Annotated in this window: 16 protein-coding genes; 9 read left to right on the plus strand and 7 right to left on the minus strand. The window is 69.3% G+C overall.

All coding sequences use genetic code 11. The features are described 5' to 3' along the window. Window positions 1-62: 62 nt before the first annotated feature. Both LBC97_06975 and LBC97_06980 read right to left on the minus strand, forming a co-directional pair. On the minus strand, window positions 63-1,793 hold the full coding sequence (locus LBC97_06975; protein ID MDR2565792.1) for an HNH endonuclease: 1,731 nt from the start codon (window positions 1,791-1,793) through the stop codon (window positions 63-65). A 1,071-nt stretch (window positions 1,794-2,864) separates the two neighbouring features. Further along, a complete protein-coding gene (locus tag LBC97_06980) occupies window positions 2,865-3,647 on the minus strand; it encodes a hypothetical protein (protein MDR2565793.1) in 783 nt (260 codons plus the stop codon). Window positions 3,648-4,209: 562 nt separating this feature from the next. Between LBC97_06980 and LBC97_06985 the strand changes: the two genes are divergently transcribed. From LBC97_06985 to LBC97_07010, 6 genes are all read left to right on the plus strand, one after another. Beyond that, a complete protein-coding gene (locus tag LBC97_06985) occupies window positions 4,210-5,043 on the plus strand; it encodes a DeoR/GlpR family DNA-binding transcription regulator (protein ID MDR2565794.1) in 834 nt (277 codons plus the stop codon). 9 nt (window positions 5,044-5,052) lie between these two features. Next, the gene (gene galT / locus LBC97_06990; GenBank protein ID MDR2565795.1) at window positions 5,053-6,285 is read left to right on the plus strand and encodes a galactose-1-phosphate uridylyltransferase; all 1,233 of its coding nucleotides are present in this window, start codon (window positions 5,053-5,055) and stop codon (window positions 6,283-6,285) included. Then, window positions 6,282-7,628, plus strand: a complete 1,347-nt coding sequence (locus LBC97_06995; GenBank protein ID MDR2565796.1) for a galactokinase — start codon at window positions 6,282-6,284, stop codon at window positions 7,626-7,628. Before galT ends, LBC97_06995 begins: the two co-directional genes overlap by 4 nt. 583 nt (window positions 7,629-8,211) lie before the next feature. Then, window positions 8,212-8,610, plus strand: a complete 399-nt coding sequence (locus LBC97_07000; GenBank protein ID MDR2565797.1) for an ACT domain-containing protein — start codon at window positions 8,212-8,214, stop codon at window positions 8,608-8,610. A gap of 65 nt (window positions 8,611-8,675) precedes the next feature. Then, window positions 8,676-8,924, plus strand: coding sequence for an antitoxin (locus LBC97_07005; GenBank protein MDR2565798.1), 249 nt, complete (start codon window positions 8,676-8,678; stop codon window positions 8,922-8,924). Continuing rightward, a complete protein-coding gene (locus LBC97_07010) occupies window positions 8,924-9,355 on the plus strand; it encodes a hypothetical protein (protein ID MDR2565799.1) in 432 nt (143 codons plus the stop codon). The genes LBC97_07005 and LBC97_07010 overlap by 1 nt, the downstream gene beginning before the upstream one ends. Before the next feature lie 335 nt (window positions 9,356-9,690). Here LBC97_07010 and LBC97_07015 read toward each other — a convergent pair whose 3' ends face one another. From LBC97_07015 to LBC97_07035, 5 genes are all read right to left on the minus strand, one after another. After that, window positions 9,691-10,923, minus strand: a complete 1,233-nt coding sequence (locus LBC97_07015) for a HipA domain-containing protein (GenBank protein ID MDR2565800.1) — start codon at window positions 10,921-10,923, stop codon at window positions 9,691-9,693. Then, a complete protein-coding gene (locus tag LBC97_07020; protein MDR2565801.1) occupies window positions 10,920-11,222 on the minus strand; it encodes a helix-turn-helix domain-containing protein in 303 nt (100 codons plus the stop codon). Before LBC97_07020 ends, LBC97_07015 begins: the two co-directional genes overlap by 4 nt. Before the next feature lie 357 nt (window positions 11,223-11,579). Continuing rightward, the gene (locus LBC97_07025; GenBank protein MDR2565802.1) at window positions 11,580-12,065 is read right to left on the minus strand and encodes a GNAT family N-acetyltransferase; all 486 of its coding nucleotides are present in this window, start codon (window positions 12,063-12,065) and stop codon (window positions 11,580-11,582) included. Next, window positions 12,065-12,337 (minus strand): DUF1778 domain-containing protein, encoded by a 273-nt coding sequence (locus tag LBC97_07030; protein MDR2565803.1) that lies wholly within the window; start codon window positions 12,335-12,337, stop codon window positions 12,065-12,067. The genes LBC97_07025 and LBC97_07030 overlap by 1 nt, the downstream gene beginning before the upstream one ends. 101 nt (window positions 12,338-12,438) lie before the next feature. Beyond that, complete coding sequence (locus LBC97_07035) at window positions 12,439-13,635, minus strand: hypothetical protein (GenBank protein MDR2565804.1); 1,197 nt, start codon at window positions 13,633-13,635, stop codon at window positions 12,439-12,441. Between the two features lie 531 nt (window positions 13,636-14,166). On the opposite strand from LBC97_07035, the gene LBC97_07040 reads away from it, so the two are divergent. From LBC97_07040 to LBC97_07050, 3 genes are read left to right on the plus strand one after another with little or no spacing between them, the layout of a single operon-like run. Continuing rightward, a complete protein-coding gene (locus LBC97_07040; GenBank protein ID MDR2565805.1) occupies window positions 14,167-15,990 on the plus strand; it encodes an SWIM zinc finger family protein in 1,824 nt (607 codons plus the stop codon). Next, window positions 15,987-17,552 (plus strand): DUF5691 domain-containing protein, encoded by a 1,566-nt coding sequence (locus tag LBC97_07045; protein ID MDR2565806.1) that lies wholly within the window; start codon window positions 15,987-15,989, stop codon window positions 17,550-17,552. The genes LBC97_07040 and LBC97_07045 overlap by 4 nt, the downstream gene beginning before the upstream one ends. Next, window positions 17,549-18,628 (plus strand): AAA family ATPase, encoded by a 1,080-nt coding sequence (locus LBC97_07050; GenBank protein ID MDR2565807.1) that lies wholly within the window; start codon window positions 17,549-17,551, stop codon window positions 18,626-18,628. Before LBC97_07045 ends, LBC97_07050 begins: the two co-directional genes overlap by 4 nt. Window position 18,629: the final 1 nt, after the last annotated feature.

Here is an 18,629-nt window from a genome sequence, read left to right on the forward strand (position 1 = left end):
CCCCGCCGGACCCGAGGCCACCGCCCGACCCGAAGGCACCATCCGCCCAAGAACAAGCTGCGTCACCGAGCCCCAGCCCCCGCCGTGGCAATCGCAGCCTCCGTTGCGGTCGCGGTCACCGGGGCGGAGTTCTCCCGCGCCCTCGGCCCCTGATCGGGGGTTTCCCGCAGCCGGGAATTGCGCGCTCCCTTGGCAATTGCCCCCGACGCCTCAAGTCTGATCCGGATCCGGTCGTTCAGCATCGGTTTTCGTTCCGAGTCGACTCTGTCCGGCGGTATGACCACCGGGTGGTGGTGGACCGGGTCTATCTCCGCCCGCCACCTGGTCGGGTCGTCGCAGCCCGGAAACCATGGGGAACCGTCGGGGAGCTTGATAGCAGGCTCCAAGATCCGGTGGTGCCGGTGGCAAACCGACACGAGATTAGTCAAACTGGTGTTCCCTCCCAGCACCCATTTTCGGAGGTGGTGCGCTTCGCACCCTTCCGGACCCATTCCACAGCCGGGGAAAATGCAACCGCCATCCCTTTGGCTCAGCGCGGTCCGGATAGCGGGCGGGATTCCCCTGGTTGTCCGCCCCACGTCCAGCGGCTCTCCGAATGACCCGACCAGCACCCCGATCCACTCGGCGCCGCACAACAACTGGTTCAAAGCTTCGGGCGCTAATTCCTCACCGGTCTCCTCCAGCACCCCAGTCGGGGCCGGGGAACCGACCTGATCTTTGGTCATGGTGACAACGACTCTGGCCGGCCTGCCCGCCTTCAGCGGCGCGCCGCCCTCCGGGTAGGAGTCGGTTACGGCGACCAGTGCGTCCATCAGCGACGCCCCGAACGGCTCCGGCCCCTCCGCGCCCCCGGCTGTTGGGTCCCACAACCCGCCTGCGGCGTTGTCCCTGGAACCGCCGTTGCGGGGGTCGGTGCGTTCCCGGCGGGCGGCGAGCGCGGCGCCTTCCAAACGTCTCTTGATCCGGATGCCTTCCTCCACAGGGCAGCGGCCGTTGATGACCATGGCCTGCCCGTCCCGCCGGAACGACAAGAACCGTTCTTTGTGAGCCTTCTCTCGGTCCAGGTTCAGCCGGTCCCGCCGACCGCCACCAACTCCGGCTTGCCGGCGGGCGCTGTCTACCAGTTTGCGGGCCTTCGCGGCCAACGCTCTGGCCCCCAACCTGGCGGCCTCATCCACCAACTCCGCCTCCGCCTCCCGAAGAGCTCTGTCGCCCAGCACGTCCGTCGGGAAGTCCCTCAGCTCCTTCGCCACCGCCCCGGCCTGGGCTGGGGCCATCACGCCCGTCTCTGCTGCCCGCCTGACCACGTCGAACGGCCTCCAAGCCCGCCCCTGCTCCAGCAGCCGCTTCGCCTGAGCCGCCGGAATGCTGCTGGCCAACTTCAGATGCGACTCCACGTCCAGGCCTTCGGCCTTCGCCGCCGCGCCCTTGCGCTGCGCCTCCTCCGCCACCACCGAAGCCAACGATTCCGCTTGGTTCCCGATCCGCGCCAACAAATCCAAGCAACCCAACAACCGGCCCGCGTCCAACCCAGAACGGTTCTTGCCGGCGAAACGGATCAGGCCTGCCACCGACATGGTCAAATCGGGATCCACCAGACCCGGATCCGTCGCACCGAGGGCGTCGGAAACGGCACCCAACCAGTCCGCCGCTTCAAATCCCGCCACCGGGGTAACGCCAGCGGCGACTGCCGCCACCCCGCTCACGGCCGCGGCCGCGCCCGCCGACCCGCCCCAAGCGCCGAATGCCGGAAGCGCCTCGCCCCCGCCGCCGGCGCCAACGCCACCCGCCACACGAGAGTTCTGGTGGCAAGCCTCGGCGGCACCCCGACCGCCAACCGAGCGACTCCCGGCCACCCCAACCGCACCAGCACAATCCGCCGCCTCGAGGCTCTCGCGCAACCCCTCAGCCCCGCCCCTGCCGCCCACTGAGCGACTCCCCACCCCGCCAACCGCGCCAGCACGATCCGCCGCGCCGAAGCCCTCGGCCCCGCCCCGGCTGCCAACCGGGCAGCTCCCCGACGCGCCAACCCCGCCACCAAAGGCCGCCGCACTGAAACTCTCGCGCAAGGCCTCGCCGCCAGCCAGTCCCACCGGGCCCGCCAAAGGCAGGGCCGCAGCCGTCACCGCGCCCACGAGAACGCCCCGCAAACGGCCGCCAAGACGCAGCACTCGGCTTCCTCAAGCCAACCTTGAGACCTGCTAACAAGCCGCATGCTCATACACATATATTACTCCCACGCAGCCTCGGCGTCAATACTCCGAACCAAGAAACCCGGCCCGAAAAGGAGACCCTTCCGAGCCCTCCCGCAGCACGGCCCGAGGAGGGGCCAAAGGGTGACCAGACGGCATCGGCGGACATGTCAACAACCTAAACCAAACCTCTGACAACGAAATGACCAGCCAAAACGCCCCACAACGGAAGCGTCGACGCACGCCACGACCAACCGCACGCCCACCCGCCCCAAGGCCCGCCACACAGTTTGATGCCGACCGGGCGCACAATCCCGACGCGCGGCCTGCCCCACCGCCGCACCAACGAGGAGGCGGCTCCATGAGGGAACCAAAGCACGCCGACGGCCACGGCAGCCAACCTATTCCCCAGGTCTGACAACGAAATGACCAGCCAAAACGCCGCGCCACAGGGTCCCGCGAGTCAGGCGGCGACGCCTCCAAACAGCCCGGCAAGCCCGGCAAGCCCGGCAAGCCCGGCCAGCGCGGCGCGAACCGGCCCAGGGGGCACAAGGGCACAGGGGCTAGACGGGGCCAGTTGCCCCGCTCGGCTCCAAAGCCAGGGAGGCTTGTGCAGCCGATGCAGGAGCTAGACGGGCCAGCTGCCCCGCCCAGCGCCTGATCAGAGCCCGTTCAGCGCTCGTCGGCGGTCAGTTCAAGCACCCCGCGAACCAGCATCAGGCCGCAGCCCGCCAGCATCCCGACCATGGTGACCGCCATCGCGGCAAGCCAAGGCCCCGTCAACGCGATGACCAGCCCCAGCACTCCAGAGCAGACGAGCACAGCCACGCCGGCCCAATACAACCCCGCCCAGTACAGCCCGGATGAATGCCGCCCCGCCCAACGGAGCCCAGCCGACCCCGCCTGGGCGAACCGCCAGTCGTACCCCCGCCGCCTCAGGAAAGCCCCGCTCCCCAGGGCGCCGCAGACCACCGCCCAAGCGGCGCCCGCCGCCATCCAGTTCCCCATGGGGACGGAACGCCCCGCGAACTCGCGCAGCAGGCCCACGTGCATGGCGGACAGCAGCGGCGCGAGCCCGATCAGCGCCCAACTCATTGCGCGCGGCCCACGCGGGCCGCCGGTCAGGAACGACCGCGCGGAGCCCTCCGCGCCGCCGCCCACCGCCACCACCACGCAGAACACTACGACCAGCGACAAGAGCAGCACCGGCAACACCGAGACCATGACCGCCTTCGGCACAACAGTGGCGCCGTGGCCCGCCGCCGCCGCACGCGTCACGATCCGGGTCGGCAAGGTCCCCCATTGAACAACCGACTGCCACACCATGAAGCCGAACCCGGCCACCGCCACGACCAGCCCGGGCACCAAGCCCCGCAAGCGGTCCGCCGCTCCGCTCACCGCGCGCCCCCAAATGGCGCCCCGGCCGTCCGTTCCCGCAGGCGCGAGCCATCGCACACGCAGCCCCTTCATCGAATCCCCCGTTTCCGCTAGAGCTGGCACGTCCCCCGACTTGTGGCTTGGAACGTCCCGCCAGTCTACGCAAGCTACCTGCCCACGGCCGCGCGCCGGCCCGCTTTCCCGCCAGCCGACGCGGGCGACGTCGCCGGCCCCAACGCGACAACCACCGCCGATGCCGACCCCCAACACCCGCACCAACTCGCCAACCGGTCGCCGCCGACCCGCATTTGCAACCCGCCGATACCGACCGGCCCGAACGGTCCAGCCCCCGCGCCCGACCGCCACCCACAACCGGCCTCCCGCCGATGCCGACACCCCGACACCCGCGCCAACTCGCCAACCAGCCGCCCCCGACCCGCATTTGCCGTCCGCCGATGCCGACCCGCCCGCCCCCGCTTCCCAGGCCACCTCCAGCCGGGCAGGCCCCGGATTGGGCTTCTCGCAAGGCAGTCGGTGCCCTACCCCGTGCCCGGTGGAACCACGCCGCGACGGTATCGGACCACAGGCCGCGCGGTTCCCCAATGTGCGATTTTGGTGGGTTCTGTGTTATCCTGTGCGAGTGAGCGCATTGTTGGCCGCGCAGCGCCAGACTCGCATTCTGGACCGGCTGCGGGCCGCCGGGGCGGTCAGGGTGGCGGATCTCACCTCCGAACTGGGCGTCAGCGAGATGACGGTCCGGCGGGACATCGACCAACTGGCGGCCTGGGGGCTGTGCCGCAAGGTCCACGGCGGCGCCTGCCTGAACGCCAGCACCTCGGAGGAGCCGGGCTTCGCGGCCAAATCGGGCGCCAATTTGGAGGCGAAACGGGCGATCGGGCGCGCGGCGGCGGCGCTTGTGCGCCCGGGCCAGGCGGTCGGCATCGGCGGCGGCACCACCACCTACTGGGTGGCTGTCGAACTGGCCCGGCGGCCGGACATAGGCCAGATCACGGTGGTGACCAACTCGCTCCCGGCGGCTGAGGCGCTGGATGACGCCACCCCCGAAGCCCTCCTGGCCACACGCGGCGCCGCCAGGCCCGAAGCCGGGACCGCCGGCGGCCAGGTCATCCTGACCGGCGGGGTCCGCACACCCTCGCAGGCGCTGGTCGGCCCCATCGCGGACCTCAGCCTCAGCCAGCTACGCCTCGACTGGCTCTTCCTGGGCGTCCACGGGCTAGACCCCGAGGCGGGCCTGACCACCCCCAACCTGGCCGAGGCCGCGACGGACCGCGCCTTCATGAAAGCGGCCCGTGCGACCGTGGTCACAGCGGACGCCTCCAAATGGGACGCCACCGCGCTGGCCCAGATCGCGCCGCTGGCGCGGATCACCCACCTAGTCACCGACGCCACCCCAGGGCGAGAAGCCGCCACAGCCGTCAAGCGGCACCACATTGACCTGACCATTGCGACTTGAAAGACAACCATGAGCATCCGCATCACGCCCACCCACCTGGCCGACGGCCGCGAGTTCTTCTATTTCGACGATTCCCCCGGCTACGCCTCGGGGGACAAGACCAGGCGCTTGGACGACCCGCGCCCGCTGGCCGACCGCACGCAGCCGTTCACGGACCCGGCGACCGGCCTGACGGTCAACCCAACCGCGCCGGAAATGCGCCTCGACATGCTCACGGGCGAATGGATCCCAATGGCGTCGAACCGCATGAACCGGACGTTCCAGCCGGCCGCCGACTCGTGCCCGCTCTGCCCCGCGCAGCCCGGCTCGTTCTACCAGGACGGCGAGATCCCGGACATCGACTATGACGTGGTGGTCTTTGAAAACCGCTTCCCCTCGTACTGGCGGCTGCCCGGCGAAGGCGTCCACGCCGAGCGGCTCCAGGACGGCCAAGGGCTCTGGCGCCAGCGCCCGGCGGCGGGCCGGTGCGAGGTGATCTGCTTCTCCCCGTACCACACCGGCCAGGTGGCGACGGTGGGCCCGACCCGCATGCGGACCATCATCGAGGCTTGGGCCGTCCGCACCGACGCGTTGCAGAAGATGGACGGCATCTCGCAGGTCTACCCCTTCGAGAACCGCGGCCCGGAGATCGGCGTCACCCTGCCGCATCCGCACGGGCAGATCTACGGATACCCGAACATCACGCCCAAGACCGAGGCGATGCTCCGCCAAGCCGCCGCCTACGAACACGCGACCGGCCGCCATCTGCTCGCTGACACGGTAGCGGCGGAGGCGTCCGGGCCTCGCGTGGTGGCGGAAACCGAGCATTGGGTCGCCTACGTGCCGTACGCCGCCCGCTGGCCGGTGGAAATGCATTTGGCCCCGCGCGCCGACCACCTTGACCTGCCGTCCCTGACCGCGCCGGAACGCGACGACCTGGCGGTCCTCTACCCCCGCTTGCTGCGCGGACTGGACCGCTTCTTCCTGGACGAGGACGGCAACCCGATCCCCCTCCCGTACATCTCCGGCTGGCACCAGGCGCCAACCGACCCGGCCGTCCGCCGCCTGGGCCGTCTGCACCTCCAGTTGTTCTCGATCCGCCGCGCGCCCGGCAAGCTCAAGTACCTGGCCGGGTCCGAATCCGGCATGGGCGCCTGGATTTCCGACACCACGCCGGAGCGGATCGCCGACCGGTTGCGCGCCGCGTTGGCCGAGTCGGACGCGCTCGCCCAGGCCAGCCGGCCCGAAGGCCGTCAGCCATGAGCGACCCGCGCTTCTTCGAGGCTTGGAGCCCCGCCGAAGGGGCCGCCCGCGCGGATCAGGGGTTCCGCGCCCGGTTCGGCTCCGCGCCCGCCGGCGTTTGGGCCGCCCCCGGCCGCGTCAACCTGATCGGCGAGCACACCGACTACAACGGCGGCCTCTCGCTGCCCATCGCGCTCCCCCACCGCACCTACTTCGCGGCCTCCCCCTCCGGCTCCGACAACGCCCGGCTCACCTCCGCCCAAGCCGCCGATGCCGTCTTCGAGATTCCCATGGCCCGTGTTGCCCCCGGCGCCGTCAAGGGTTGGGGCGCCTACGCCGTGGGCGTCCTGTGGGCGCTCCGCCTCCGCGACCTGCCAGCCCCCGCCCTGACCGGCCACGTCGATTCGTGCGTGCCGCTGGGTGCGGGGCTGTCGTCATCGGCGGCGTTGGAGGCGGCCGTCGCCTTGGCGGCGACCGACTTGGGCGGCGGGTCCGGCGCCGGGTCGGTGGTTGACGGCGTTGTGTCTTCCGCCGGTTTTGGAGGCTTGCCCGATGCCGTGGGGGCGGTTGACGGCATCGGCGGCGTTGGGGTCTTCGCCGCCCGGAGCCTTGGCGGTGCGGGCGGGCCTGCTGGCGGCGAACGCGCGCGGCGGGCAATTCTGGCCGCGGCCTGCGTGGATGCCGAGAACCGGATCGCGGGCGCGCCGACCGGCGGGATGGACCAGGCGGCGGCGCTGCTTGCGGCGGAGGGCCACGCGCTGCTGGTCGACTCGACCAGCGGGGCGAGTGAACTGGTCCCGTTCGACCTGGCGGCGGCCGGGCTGGAACTGCTGGTGATCGACACCCGCGCCAAGCACGCGCTGGTGGACGGCCAGTACGGCGAGCGCCGGGCGACCTGCGAGCGGGCGGCCGCGGTCTTGGGCGTGGAGAATCTGGGCCAACTGCCGGTGGCGGAACTCCCCGAGGCGATAGCGCGCTTGGGCGGAGCGGACGCGGTGGCGGCGCGGCGGGTCAGGCATGTTGTCACGGAAATCGACCGGACCAGGCAATTCGTGGGGGCGCTGCGGGCCGGTGAACTGGCGTTGACGGGCCCGCTGATGGACGGGTCGCACGCTTCCCTGCGGGACGATTACGAGGTGTCCGCCCCGGAGTTGGACTTGGCGGTGGCGGCCGCCCGCCAGGCGGGCGCGCTGGGCGCGCGAATGACGGGCGGGGGATTCGGGGGCTCGGCCATAGCACTGGTCCGGCGGAGCGAATCTGCGACTGTGGCCGCCGCCGTGGCGGCGTCCTTCGCGCGGGCGGGCTGGAAAACGCCGGTGTTCCTGCTGGCCGACCCGGCTGGCCCGGCCGAGCGTTTGCTGTAACCGGCCCGTTTTCGAATCGCCGCCCTCGCATCCGTGCGGGCGTAGCCGCTCCCCGCTCCCGCGCCGCCGAGAGGCGGAATCTGTGCCGCCGGTTCGTCGACTGGTGGGTTTCGTGCCACTCCGACGCCCAGTGGCGGATTTTGTTACACCCCTTTCGCCCAGTGGCGGATTGTGTCCGGGCCGGTTGACGTTTGCGCTGGTCAGAAGGGCGGGCCGAACCGAAAGGGGGACATTATCCGCCACTCGACGCGCCGGAAGGCCCCGGACGGCACAGGAAACGCCATTCGACGTGTTCTGCGGCACAAAATCCACCAGTCGCCGTCCAGTGGCGGATCCTGTCACACCCCTTTCGCCCAGTGGCGGATTCTGTGCCGCTGGCCCCAAGACTGGCGGATGCTGTGCCGCGCAGCCCGCCGAGTGGACGATTCTGTACGGGCTTCCCGATCACCCAGGCCAGCCCGCGCAAGGCACCGCCAGACTTGAAGCGGATTCCTTCGAGGAATGAGCAAGGGCACGGTGTTCTTGCGGGAAGACGCGGCCGGTTCGGGCGAGCGTTTGCTGTGGCCGCATTAAGATTGATGGCATGGAGGCAACGGAGCTGGAAGTCCTGCCGGGACGTTTTTCGATCGTCAAATTGCCGAGTGTGGCCCATGCCGCCATTTTGATTGGGCAGCCTGCGTCCCACCCCGCGTTCCTCGCCATCACGGACAAGGAAATCTCACTGGTCTGCCCCTCGGCGGCGGTGCCGCGCACCGCCGTGGCCCGCGACGACGGCTGGTCTTTGATGCGCCTGCCCGGCGAGTGGGATTTCCGAGTGGTCGGCGTCCTGTCAGCGCTCACCACCATCCTGGCCGAGGCGAAAGTCCCTGTCTTCACCGTCTCCACCTTTGACACCGACTACCTGCTGGTGAAATCCGTCAACTTGGAGCGCGCCGCCCGGGCGCTGAATCAAAGCGGCGTGTCGGTCCACCTCCCAGCCTGATCCGGAACTGTCGCCAACCCAAGGTTGCAGCCGCCTCACGATGCGTGATGCGTTATGCTTGATGCGTGAGAACAACGCTCACGATCGATGACGATGTGCTTGCGGCCGCGAAGGAAATCGCCCACGCCGAGCGCCGAGCCACCGGGGCAGTCCTGTCAGACCTCGCCAGGGGTCAACTCTTGGCACGCAATTCCGGGGGCAACACCGGGCTTGCCCTGCAACCCGGTCCTTTGGGCTTCCCTGTCCTGCCCTCGCGTGGCGGGATTGTGACGAATCAGGACGTGGCCAAACTGCGTGATGAACTGGGCATTTGATGGCGGTCCTCTTGGATGTCAGCGCGCTCATCGCGTTGCTTGACCCCGATCACGCCTCCCACCAGACCGTCAACGACTGGATGGCGATCAACTCCCTCGAACGCTGGGCCAGTTGCCCAATCACCGAAAACGGATATGTCCGGATCGTTTCCCAGCCCAGCTACCCGCATCCCCTCACAATCGGTCTCGCCTTGGCGGCCCTGACCGCCGCGCGCAATTCGCCTCGCCACGAGTTCTGGCCTTGCGACATATCCGTGGCCGACGCGCAAAGAGTTGACACGTCTTTGGTGCTCGGCCCGGCCCAGGTCACAGACACGTACCTCCTGGCGCTCGCGGTCGCGAGACGCGGACGCTTCGTGACTCTGGACAGACGTGCGTCGTTGGCCGCCGTTCCCGGCGCCACGCGGACCAGTGTCGTGCTCCTTGCCTGACAGGCCGCAAGGCGTGGCTCTAACTGACCCTCGCGGCCACAGTCTTCTTCCTGGTCCTAACTCCTGCCACTGGCCTTAGTACGTACTTTGGCGGTCGCGTTGGCGGTCGCGTCGAGGATCCCTTGCGCTTCTCTAATGGTGGGTGGCTGGCCTGAGGCTGGCTGGCCGGGACGCGGCAGACGTGTTCGGGGACGTCGAGTGTGGCACGACAGGTGATCAATGTGGGCCCCTTCGGGGGAAGACGGACGGTAACAAGACCAGCTTCCCGATGGGGGGCCCGCATCCGGTCACGCCACGCCGCGAACCAGCAGGTCAACCCTCCCGATCAAACACGGTCAAAGGGCGCGAAGCGCGGCTGCACCGGCAGTGAAAACAGCCGCGAACCGGTCGCGGCTCTCTGAATCCAGACCGTGCATGGTCGCTGCGGCAACCCATCGGGCAGACGCGGCGGCGACCTCCCGCGCCGTGACGCGGGCCTGTTCAGCGGTTAGGCCGAAGGCCTGGGCGTGCTCCAAGAGCGCGGCGGCGCTGCCCGAAGTGTCGAGGGCACCGCCTATCGGCGTGACCCGCGGCTGGCGCGAATCCGGGGTGGGGTTGATGTCGAACGCCGGCGCCAGCCTCCACCCGGTCCCAGCCCGGAGCAGACCCATGTTCCTGAGGTGGTCATCCGTGTTGTGGACGGCGACCGTGAAGGCGATGCGCCGCCACAGCTCCGCCAAGTCCCGCGACGGGTCCGCGCTGAGGCGGCCCAACGCCTCGGCGACGTCCAGGTAGTCGGCCTGGGCGGCATCGTCCACCGGCACCGCCGTCAACGCGCTGATGTACGGAACGCGGCGGCTGCCCTCCCGGTCGAAGCGGCGGGACAGGAGGACCGAGCGGTCCGCCACGCGCGCTAGGCGTGTCTCGGGGACCTCTATTCCGGCCTCGGCGGCCAGCGCCAGTCCCACCGCTTCCCACGCCATCACGTCCCAGCGGTCGTGCGAATGGGGGAACTTGGCGATCAGCAGATCCCGCCCGTCGCTCACCGCGGCTTTGGGCCGGGCCCCGCCCAGGGAAGCGCTGCCAGCGCTTAGCAGCGCTTTCACCGCATCCTCGGCATCTTCTCCCGTCTGGGTCGCTTGGTCTGCGGCGCGCAACAGCTTGGGCAGTTCGACCAGTTTCGGCACCTGCCGGGCCGGGTGCTGAAACGCGCCGCCCAGGGTGAGCGCGAAGCGGAGGGCCCCCTGGCGGGTAGCGTCCGAGACGCCCAGCAGATAGTCCTGGTCGGTCAAGCGCCGGGTGGCGCGGCCCCCCTTGCGCGCGACGGCGGCCTCCCGCTTATCGATGAGCATCCTGCCCCAGCGGTCCGGCGCCGCGTCGAGCAGCGCGCGGGGCAGCGGCCCGGCGGAAGGCCAAGAGCCAGCCATGAGCGGGATCGCAGGGTCGATCGAGTAAGCGTCAGAGCGTGCCAGGTACGCGGGCTCGTAGCCCAAGACACTGGTCAACCGCCCGCGGCGAACCGAGGTGTAAACAGTGGCTGCCTTCACGTCGCCGCCGCTCGCCGCCAGATAGACGTGTACCTCGGTCATCGGCGCACCCGCTTCGGAAGCGACTGGTCTGCGCGGGCGCGGCCCAGGTCCGTCTCGTACGGGTCCGTCGCAAGCACGATGCCGTCCAGCACTCCCAGCCCCGAGGCCACCGAGAGCACCGCGCCCAGGCTCACCCCCAGGTCGCCGCGCTCCAAACGCCCGAGCGTGCCGCGCGCTATGCCGGCTCTGTCCGCCACCTGCTCGGCGGTCAGGCCGAGCAGCTTCCGCCAGGTGGCGAGTTGCTGCCCAATGTCGCCGGCGGCCTCTCTGACCATGCGGGTGGGCGGGCGCGAGCTCATGGCTGGCTCCTGTCTTAGAGTGCGAATTTACGACCACAGTACCGCTTTAGGAGCGAAATATCGACCCTTGGCGCGGATGGGCGGGGCCTGCGGTCAGAACGCGCGGAGCCCCTCCAGTGCGCGAGGCGGCGCCCCGTCTTGGGTCAGCTTCTCGGGCTCGGGCTCGGGCTTGGGCGGGGCTGTGGCCTGCGGGTTTGCGTTGTTCTGGGGTGTTTTGGGGGCATTAATCTTGGGGTGTGAGACCGCATATTCGGACGGTGAGGACCGCGTCGAGCGCTCGTGCGGTGCAGATCGTGTGGTCCAAGCCGCGGCGCGGCAGGGGCGTATTCGGGCGGAGGAGCCCGCAGAACGCGGGAATCAGTCCAAGCCCAGCGTGCGACGCAGGTCCGGCAGCGTGGCCACGCAGGTGAACCGCCCGCCCATGGCGAACTGGAAACCCAGGCGCTCGCAGAGCGCCGCCGCGCGGTCATTCCTCGCGTGGATCAGCACCGCCCTGACTCCGATCTGGCTGCCCGCCGCCACGGCCCGCCGGACGGCATCGCGAACCAACGACGAGCCGACCCCGATCCCCTGGTAATTCGCGTCAACGGCCAACCGAGCCAGCACGACCACGGGGACCCTGCCCGGCATGTCGCCGGGCTCGACGGACCCGGCCGCCAGAGCGTAGTAACCCGCCAGTTCGCCGGTCCGGGCCGCGGTGGAGACAAAAGTGCGGCTCGCGCCACGCGCGTCGTTGGCCAGGGCCCGCTCGCGCAGCCACGCGTCAAGCTCCGGATCCCCGCAGCTGAAGCCAGCCGTAACATCCGATGGCCGAATTGGCCGGGGTGCCGCGAACGCCGTCATCAAGACACCGATGGCTGTTCCATGAACTCGCGCAGACCTGGCAAGACACGGGCCGGATGGTCGATCGCCTCGTTGAACGCCGCCCATTCATCGGGACTGAGCACTATCCTCTGCCTGTCCGCGAGGACCTGTTCGGCCCGGTCGACCAGGGCAGACACGGAGAACTCAGTCAGCGTTTGGTCGCCCGTCTGGGCAGCGCGTTCGATCAATTGCTTCTGGCGTTTGGTCAGACGCACCGCCAGACGCTCGTCTTTAAGGGCCGCGGTCGACATGGCGCTAGTGTACGCCTGAGCGAACCACACTTCCATTGCGCCAAGTTGCGGCCGGCGCCGCCGATAGTTGATCTGCGAGCCGCGTCCGTTCGCGAGGCCCCTCAGGAGTGTTCAGCCAAGAATCGTTGCATGCTCTCCTCCATCCGGTCGAGTTCCGCCTGGTGCTCAGATATGAACTCGGTCTGGCGGTCTTTCAACGCGGCCGCGTAGCGTTCCACGTAACCAGTCTCTTGACGGCAAACAAAATCGGCTGCCGCGATATCCCGTTCGGCTTGCGACCCGACCAAAGACTGCTGGACCTCGGGGATGTCTTCGCCGTAGTAGGTCCGCCCCACCTCCATTATGAACAATTCACCGTCCGGGCCTGTCGACACCGCGACCTCGAACGCGGTCCGCGGAACGGCATATTTCACATCGACTAAGTATTTAGAAAAGACCTCGCCCATCTCACCGTTGATCAGGCAGTCTTTGAATTCGCGTTTCAGCTCCACGATTTCCGGAAGGTCGTCAACTGACTTCACATCCTCTGCTTCAGACACCACGGAGGAGTCCTCCGATCCACCAAAGCCAACATCCGACGCGCCGGTTGTCCGGCCCATCGCAATCAGCGGCTCCAGGAAGCTCACGTCCACCGAGGCCGCATCAGGGACTTGGGCATAGGCGCGCTCGTAGCAATTCCCCGCGATTGGCGTCGCGCCGGCTTCGTCCTCTTCGGTCAACCCGACAAGCGCCAAATCGTAGGCCTGTCTTGCGGAATCCGACAAAGACTCGTAATACTCACTGTTCTCGGCCTCTCCTTCGAGCGGACCGGGCTCGAACGCCCCGGTGTACTCGCCCATACTCAGAACCCCGTAGCCGACCTTTAGCGTCTCATCCAAAGTGTTGGGAAGCACAGGCACATCCCCAAGCGTGTCACCCGTCAGCGCGTAGGGGCCATACACATCTTCCGACGCCTCCGCAGGCGGAGTCGGCTCCAGCGGAAAGTAGGTGAATCCGGATTCCTTCATGCACTTGGCGATGATTTGCTGTTGAGCCCGATAAACATCGTCCCAAGCAGCCTGTTCCACATCCCGCGCTACCGCGACCACGCGTCGAGCGGCCTCATAATACGGCGCGAACGGCAACTCAACCGGTGACGGCGAATCCGTCCGAGCGATCGGCAACTCAACCGTTCCGAGCACGACCGCCGAACCGCCGGTGTCCGTGGATACCGGAGCATCCACGGACACCGGACCTGTACAGGCCGTCACCAAGACCAGCAAGGCGACAGCCAAGACGACGGCCCGGCCAGAATTCATCGAACCGTCCCAGTATCAGCAATAGTCGGCGCTCCGACCGGGCTTGGGCTCAGACGCCGCATTGTCGCCGCAAGTGGCGCGCGCATCTTCCCTCGCCCCGCACCCGGCACTTGTGCTTGGCCTGAGTCGTGCTCGGCCAATACGGCGATGATGATGATGGCGCTCAGGGCCAGCACTGCGAGGAGCATGGTAGAAAGCCTTTTGAATCTTTTCGTCTAGTGTGATCCGCTCTCGAGAGGACGGGAGCTTCATCGGGTTCTGGCCGGAACCGGTCAAAGCCCGGTCGGCCCAGAGGGACGGAACCAACCAGTCGAAGATTACCGGAAAGGCTGGGGGGTCAACGGGCCGACTAGCGGGGTCGTCTGGCCGGCTTTGGCATAGGTCTCTGCGGGACCTTGCCGCCGTCGCCTTGCACGGGCCAGAAAGGCTTCGTGAAGGAGGCGATGAGAGACTCCACGCCGGGTTCAGACTGTCAGACCGGCGCCATATGGTTGACCCGACTCAGACAAGCGCTCCCCAGGCAGGTGTCCAATGTGGTTCGAAGTCGCCAGCGTTGAGGCGTTGGCCCCCGACCAGGCTTCGCTGAAAGCGGGCCGGGGCCTCGCCTCCGCGTCGCGCTGGCCCGAACTCGGCCACGAGGATTTCGTCATCTGGGGCGAATGCCAGGGGTCCGGCGCGAACCCCTACCAGACCGCCGTCGACACGCGCGACATGGGCTACCGCTGCTCCTGCCCGTCGCGCAAGTTCCCCTGCAAGCACGCGCTGGCGCTGATGCTGATCGCGGCCGGCCAGCCCGAAGCCGTCCCCCAAGGCGCCACGCCCGAGTGGGTTGGGCAGTGGCTCGCCCGCCGCCGCAGCCGCAAGGGCGCCAACGCCACCACCCCGCCCATGCCTTCCGGACCGTCCCAGCCGCCAACCCCCGAGCGCGCGCCAGGCACCCCACCACCGCCGATGCCGTCCGGACCGTCCCAGCCGCCAACCCCCGACCAGCCCGCGCCCGGTACCCCGCCAAATGGCCAGCCAGGCACCCCACCGCCGATGCCGTCCGGATCGTCCCAGCCGCCAACCGCCGATCAGCCCGCGCCCGGGACACCGCCGCACGGCCGGTCGGGCGTTCCTCAGTCGCCTGCGGGGCCGGGTTCGCCCAGTTCGGGTCCGCGCGCGGCCAGCGGCGGCGACGCCAGGGCGGGCGCGGCGGACGCCAAGAGCGCGGCCAAACGGGCGGCGGCCCAGGCCGTCATCGCCGAAGGCCTGGAAGAATTGGACGATTGGGTCGCCGACCAGTTGCGTTTGGGTTTGACCCGGCTGATGGCGGAGGCGCCTGAACGGTGCCGGAGAATCGCCGCCCGGTTGGTAGATCACAAGGCGACGGCGTTGGCTTCGCGGCTTGACGAACTGCCCGCCCGCCTCCTCGCCCTGCCCGCACCCGAACGGGCGCATCAGCTTGTCCGCGAATTGGGCACGGTGGTCCTGTTGGTCCGCGCTTGGCGGCTCGACCCAGACGCGCCCCACATCGCCAGAGCGGTCGGCGCGGCGGAGACACGGGCGTCCGTGCTGGCCAACCCCGATTGCCTGAGAGTCATGAGCGTCTGGGAAGTCCTCGGCAGCCGCGTCTTCACGCGCCGCGACCGCCTGGTCTCGCACGCCACCTGGCTGCTCAACCTGGGCGAAGGGCCGCCGTGGGCGTTGCTGCAGGACTACTACCCGGTGTCGGCGGGGACTCATCCGGGGACCATGCCCGCCGGACGCCAGGTCGCCGCCGAATTGGTCTACTACCCCGGCGGGGTCCCCACCCGCGCGGTGGTCGCCGTCCAAGAACCCATTTCAGAACGTCTGCCGTGGCCGGTCACGGGCCCACCCTTGGCGGCGCCGGAAGCGGCCAATCCAAGCCGGTTGCTTACGGCGCCCGCTCAAAGCGTGATCGCCGCGGATCCGGTGTCGGGGCCTGCCTCCGCCACCGGCCAAGCCGCCCAGGCTCCGGGCGGAGGGGATCCGCTGGCCGATTGCCTCGCGCTTTGGGACGCGGAGCCTTGGGAATTGGAAACGCCGGTCCTGTTGGGGCCCGGCTGGCCTAGGGGCCGGGCGATCGGCGAAGGCGGGCCGGCACCAGCTTCCCCCGGTCGAGCCCAACCCAAGCCGGGCGGCGCCGGCCCGGCCGGGTCTTCTTTTGCGCGGGTGGTTGAAGGCGGGCCCAGCGGGCAGCTTTGGTGGGACGGCGGCCAGGTCGCCTTGCCGCTGGCGCGGGCCCTGCCCTCGCCCCTGGTCGGGTCACCTCTGAACGCTTTCGGCGTCTGGGACGGCGCGCGCCTGGACCTGTTGGCGGCACAGAGCCCGTTTGGGCCGGTGAGGCCGTGAACGCCAACGCCAACCGGCCGCCAGCCGACCTGGGCGGCATGAGCACCAGGTCGGAGAAAGCGACCGCCGCGACCGAATTGGCCAACGCCTATGCCGCCATGGTCGAGTGCTGGGTGGTTGGCGGCGAGGCCCGGCCTCTGGCCCCGCCGGAATGGGTCCGACTCGCAGCCGACCGGGAGCCGGCCGCCGTCGAACGCGGCCTGTTGGCCCTGGCCGCGCAGTTCGCCGCCGTGGCCCTGCGGCCGTCCCTGCCGGCCGGGGCCGCGCTCCGGACTCCGCTGCCCCTGCTGGCGGCCCCCGCGCTGCCGGAGCGCCTCCGGCCCCTGCTCCGATCCGCGCTCGCGGCGTGCCCCAGCCCGCAGGCGGTCATCCGCCTGACGGCCCGGCGCGGGTTCGCGGTCAACCCCGCCGACTGGTTCCCGCCCACTGACGCCGACGGCGTCCCCGGTTTGTACTTGCCCTGGATCGCCTGGGCGCAGGACCAGCGCCAAACGGCAGACGCGGCCCAGAGCGACCAAGCCGAGGCGCCGGCCGGCGCCCGCGACTGGCGCCTCATGGCGCCCGCCGAACTCGAAGCGGCCCTGCGGGAGCTGCGCCGGACAAACCCCGCGGAATCGCGCGCCGTTCTCCGGGATCAGTTCAAGCTTCTGAGCGCGCCGCGCCGGGCCGCCCTCATGAAAGTGCTGGAGGTCAACTTGGCCGCAGAGGACGAAGAGTTGCTCGCAGAGTTGAGCCAGGACCGCTCGGCGGCCGTCCGGAGCCAGGCGGAGTTGTGCCTGGCCCGTTTGGGCAAGGCGGACAATTCGACAACCGCCAACGGTTTGGCGGCCTTCTTCAGGATCACGAGCGCCGGGCTAGCCCGCAAACGGCCGGTCGTCACCGCTTTGCCGCTCAAGATAATCCAGTCTGCCGAACTGCGCGCCGAAATGTTCCAGAAGGTCACGCTGCCTCAGTTGGCCGGGGCCCTTGGGTTCGGGCCGGACGAACTGGTCCGGGCCTGGGACCCGACCCCAGACAAGGGCGAGCCCACGCCCGCAAATGAGGCGGCGAACCGGGACTTCGTGGCGCTGGTGGCCCGGACCGGATCGGACGCGCAGGCCGAGGCTTTGGCGCTGAAGCTGATCCGGCAGAAACCGACCAGCGTCCTGGCCGTGGGACTGCTGGAACGCCTCGACCCGGCCGCGGCCGCCAAGACCGCGCTGGCCAATCTGCGAGCCGCAACCGATGTGGTGGTGACGCTGGCGAGCGCTAACGACCAAGACGTCATCGTGCACGGCGAGGTGGCCAAACTGGTGCCTGGCAAGGACTACCTTGACGGCCTGGCCGGCGTGTGGGAAAGCCGAGACCTGGACAAAACGCGCCGTCTGGCCGCCCTGGGCACCATGATGACGGCCTCGGCCGCCGAACACGCGCTCGAAGACCTGACCGCGCGTGGAGCCCACCGGGCCATGCCCGCGCTGGCCACGCTGGTCCTGAACGCAGCCCTCGCGGGCCAGGCCCAACGAGGCGGCCCCGCCCCGCTTCCGCCCGCCGATCCCTCCAACCAAGGAGCCAATCCATGACCGACATCATCCGTGAAACCCCGGAACAGGCCTACGCCGCCGAACTGGCGTTGCTCCACGCCGCCGACCAGGGCGAACGGCCCACCGGCTGGAAACTGACCCCCAGGGCGGTGCTGACGTACCTGCTGGGTGGCGCCGCGCCGGACGGGACCGCCATCACGCCGAAGTACGTCGGCAGCCGTCGGCTGATGGAGACCGCGGTCGCCACGCTGGCGACGGACCGCGCGCTGTTGCTGATGGGGGTGCCGGGCACGGCCAAGTCGTGGGTGTCGGAGCATCTGGCGGCGGCGATCTCCGGCGACTCGACGCTGCTGATCCAATGCACCGCCGGCACCGACGAATCCCAGATCCGTTACGGCTGGAACTACGCCCAACTGCTGGCCCACGGGCCCAGCGAGGACGCCCTGGTGGCGACACCGCTGATGAGGGCCATGCGGGAGGGCGCCATCTGCCGGTTGGAGGAGTTCACGCGGCTCGGCTCGGACGTGCAGGACACGCTGATCACGGTGTTGAGCGAAAAGGTGCTGCCCATCCCGGAGCTCGGCACGTCCCTGCCGGCGCGGCGCGGCTTCAACGTGATCGCCACCGCGAACAACCGCGACAAGGGGGTCAACGAGCTTTCGTCGGCGCTGAAACGGCGGTTCAACGTGGTGGTGTTGCCCCTGCCGGACTCGTTGGAGGAGGAGGTGTCGATTGTGTCGCGGCGGGTCAAGGAACTCGCCCAAGACCTGGCCTTGCCGGTGCCGCGCGGCGTCGAAGAGCAGATCAAGGCGGTCTTGACCATTTTCCGCGAACTCAGGTCCGGGGCCACGGCGGACAACAAAATCACGATCAAGACCCCGTCCGGCACGCTCTCCACCGCCGAGGCGATCGGAACCCTGGTCGGAGGCCTCTCCCAGGCCGCGTGGTTCGCGGACGGGAAGCTGGGCGCCCGCGAGTTGGCCGCGCCCATGGTCGGGGCGATCGTCAAAGACCCCGTGCAAGACAAAGCCGTGCTGGAGGAGTACCTGGAGACGGTCCTGAAGAAGCGCCGCGCCTACGCGCAGTACTACAGCGAACTGGGCGAGGCCCTTTAGC

The organism is Bifidobacteriaceae bacterium (genome assembly GCA_031281585.1).
GTDB lineage: Bacteria > Actinomycetota > Actinomycetes > Actinomycetales > WQXJ01 > JAIRTF01.

What these genes read in the sequence shown, in the direction of transcription:
- galT (MDR2565795.1), top strand. Translation starts at nt 5,053, where the DNA reads ATGAGCATCCGCATCACGCCCACCCACCTGGCCGACGGCCGCGAGTTC.
- LBC97_06995 (MDR2565796.1), top strand. Translation starts at nt 6,282, where the DNA reads ATGAGCGACCCGCGCTTCTTCGAGGCTTGGAGCCCCGCCGAAGGGGCC.
- LBC97_07000 (MDR2565797.1), top strand. Translation starts at nt 8,212, where the DNA reads ATGGAGGCAACGGAGCTGGAAGTCCTGCCGGGACGTTTTTCGATCGTC.
- LBC97_07010 (MDR2565799.1), top strand. Translation starts at nt 8,924, where the DNA reads ATGGCGGTCCTCTTGGATGTCAGCGCGCTCATCGCGTTGCTTGACCCC.
- LBC97_07015 (MDR2565800.1), bottom strand. Translation starts at nt 10,923, where the DNA reads ATGACCGAGGTACACGTCTATCTGGCGGCGAGCGGCGGCGACGTGAAG.
- LBC97_07020 (MDR2565801.1), bottom strand. Translation starts at nt 11,222, where the DNA reads ATGAGCTCGCGCCCGCCCACCCGCATGGTCAGAGAGGCCGCCGGCGAC.
- LBC97_07025 (MDR2565802.1), bottom strand. Translation starts at nt 12,065, where the DNA reads ATGACGGCGTTCGCGGCACCCCGGCCAATTCGGCCATCGGATGTTACG.
- LBC97_07030 (MDR2565803.1), bottom strand. Translation starts at nt 12,337, where the DNA reads ATGTCGACCGCGGCCCTTAAAGACGAGCGTCTGGCGGTGCGTCTGACC.
- LBC97_07035 (MDR2565804.1), bottom strand. Translation starts at nt 13,635, where the DNA reads ATGAATTCTGGCCGGGCCGTCGTCTTGGCTGTCGCCTTGCTGGTCTTG.
- LBC97_07040 (MDR2565805.1), top strand. Translation starts at nt 14,167, where the DNA reads ATGTGGTTCGAAGTCGCCAGCGTTGAGGCGTTGGCCCCCGACCAGGCT.
- LBC97_07050 (MDR2565807.1), top strand. Translation starts at nt 17,549, where the DNA reads ATGACCGACATCATCCGTGAAACCCCGGAACAGGCCTACGCCGCCGAA.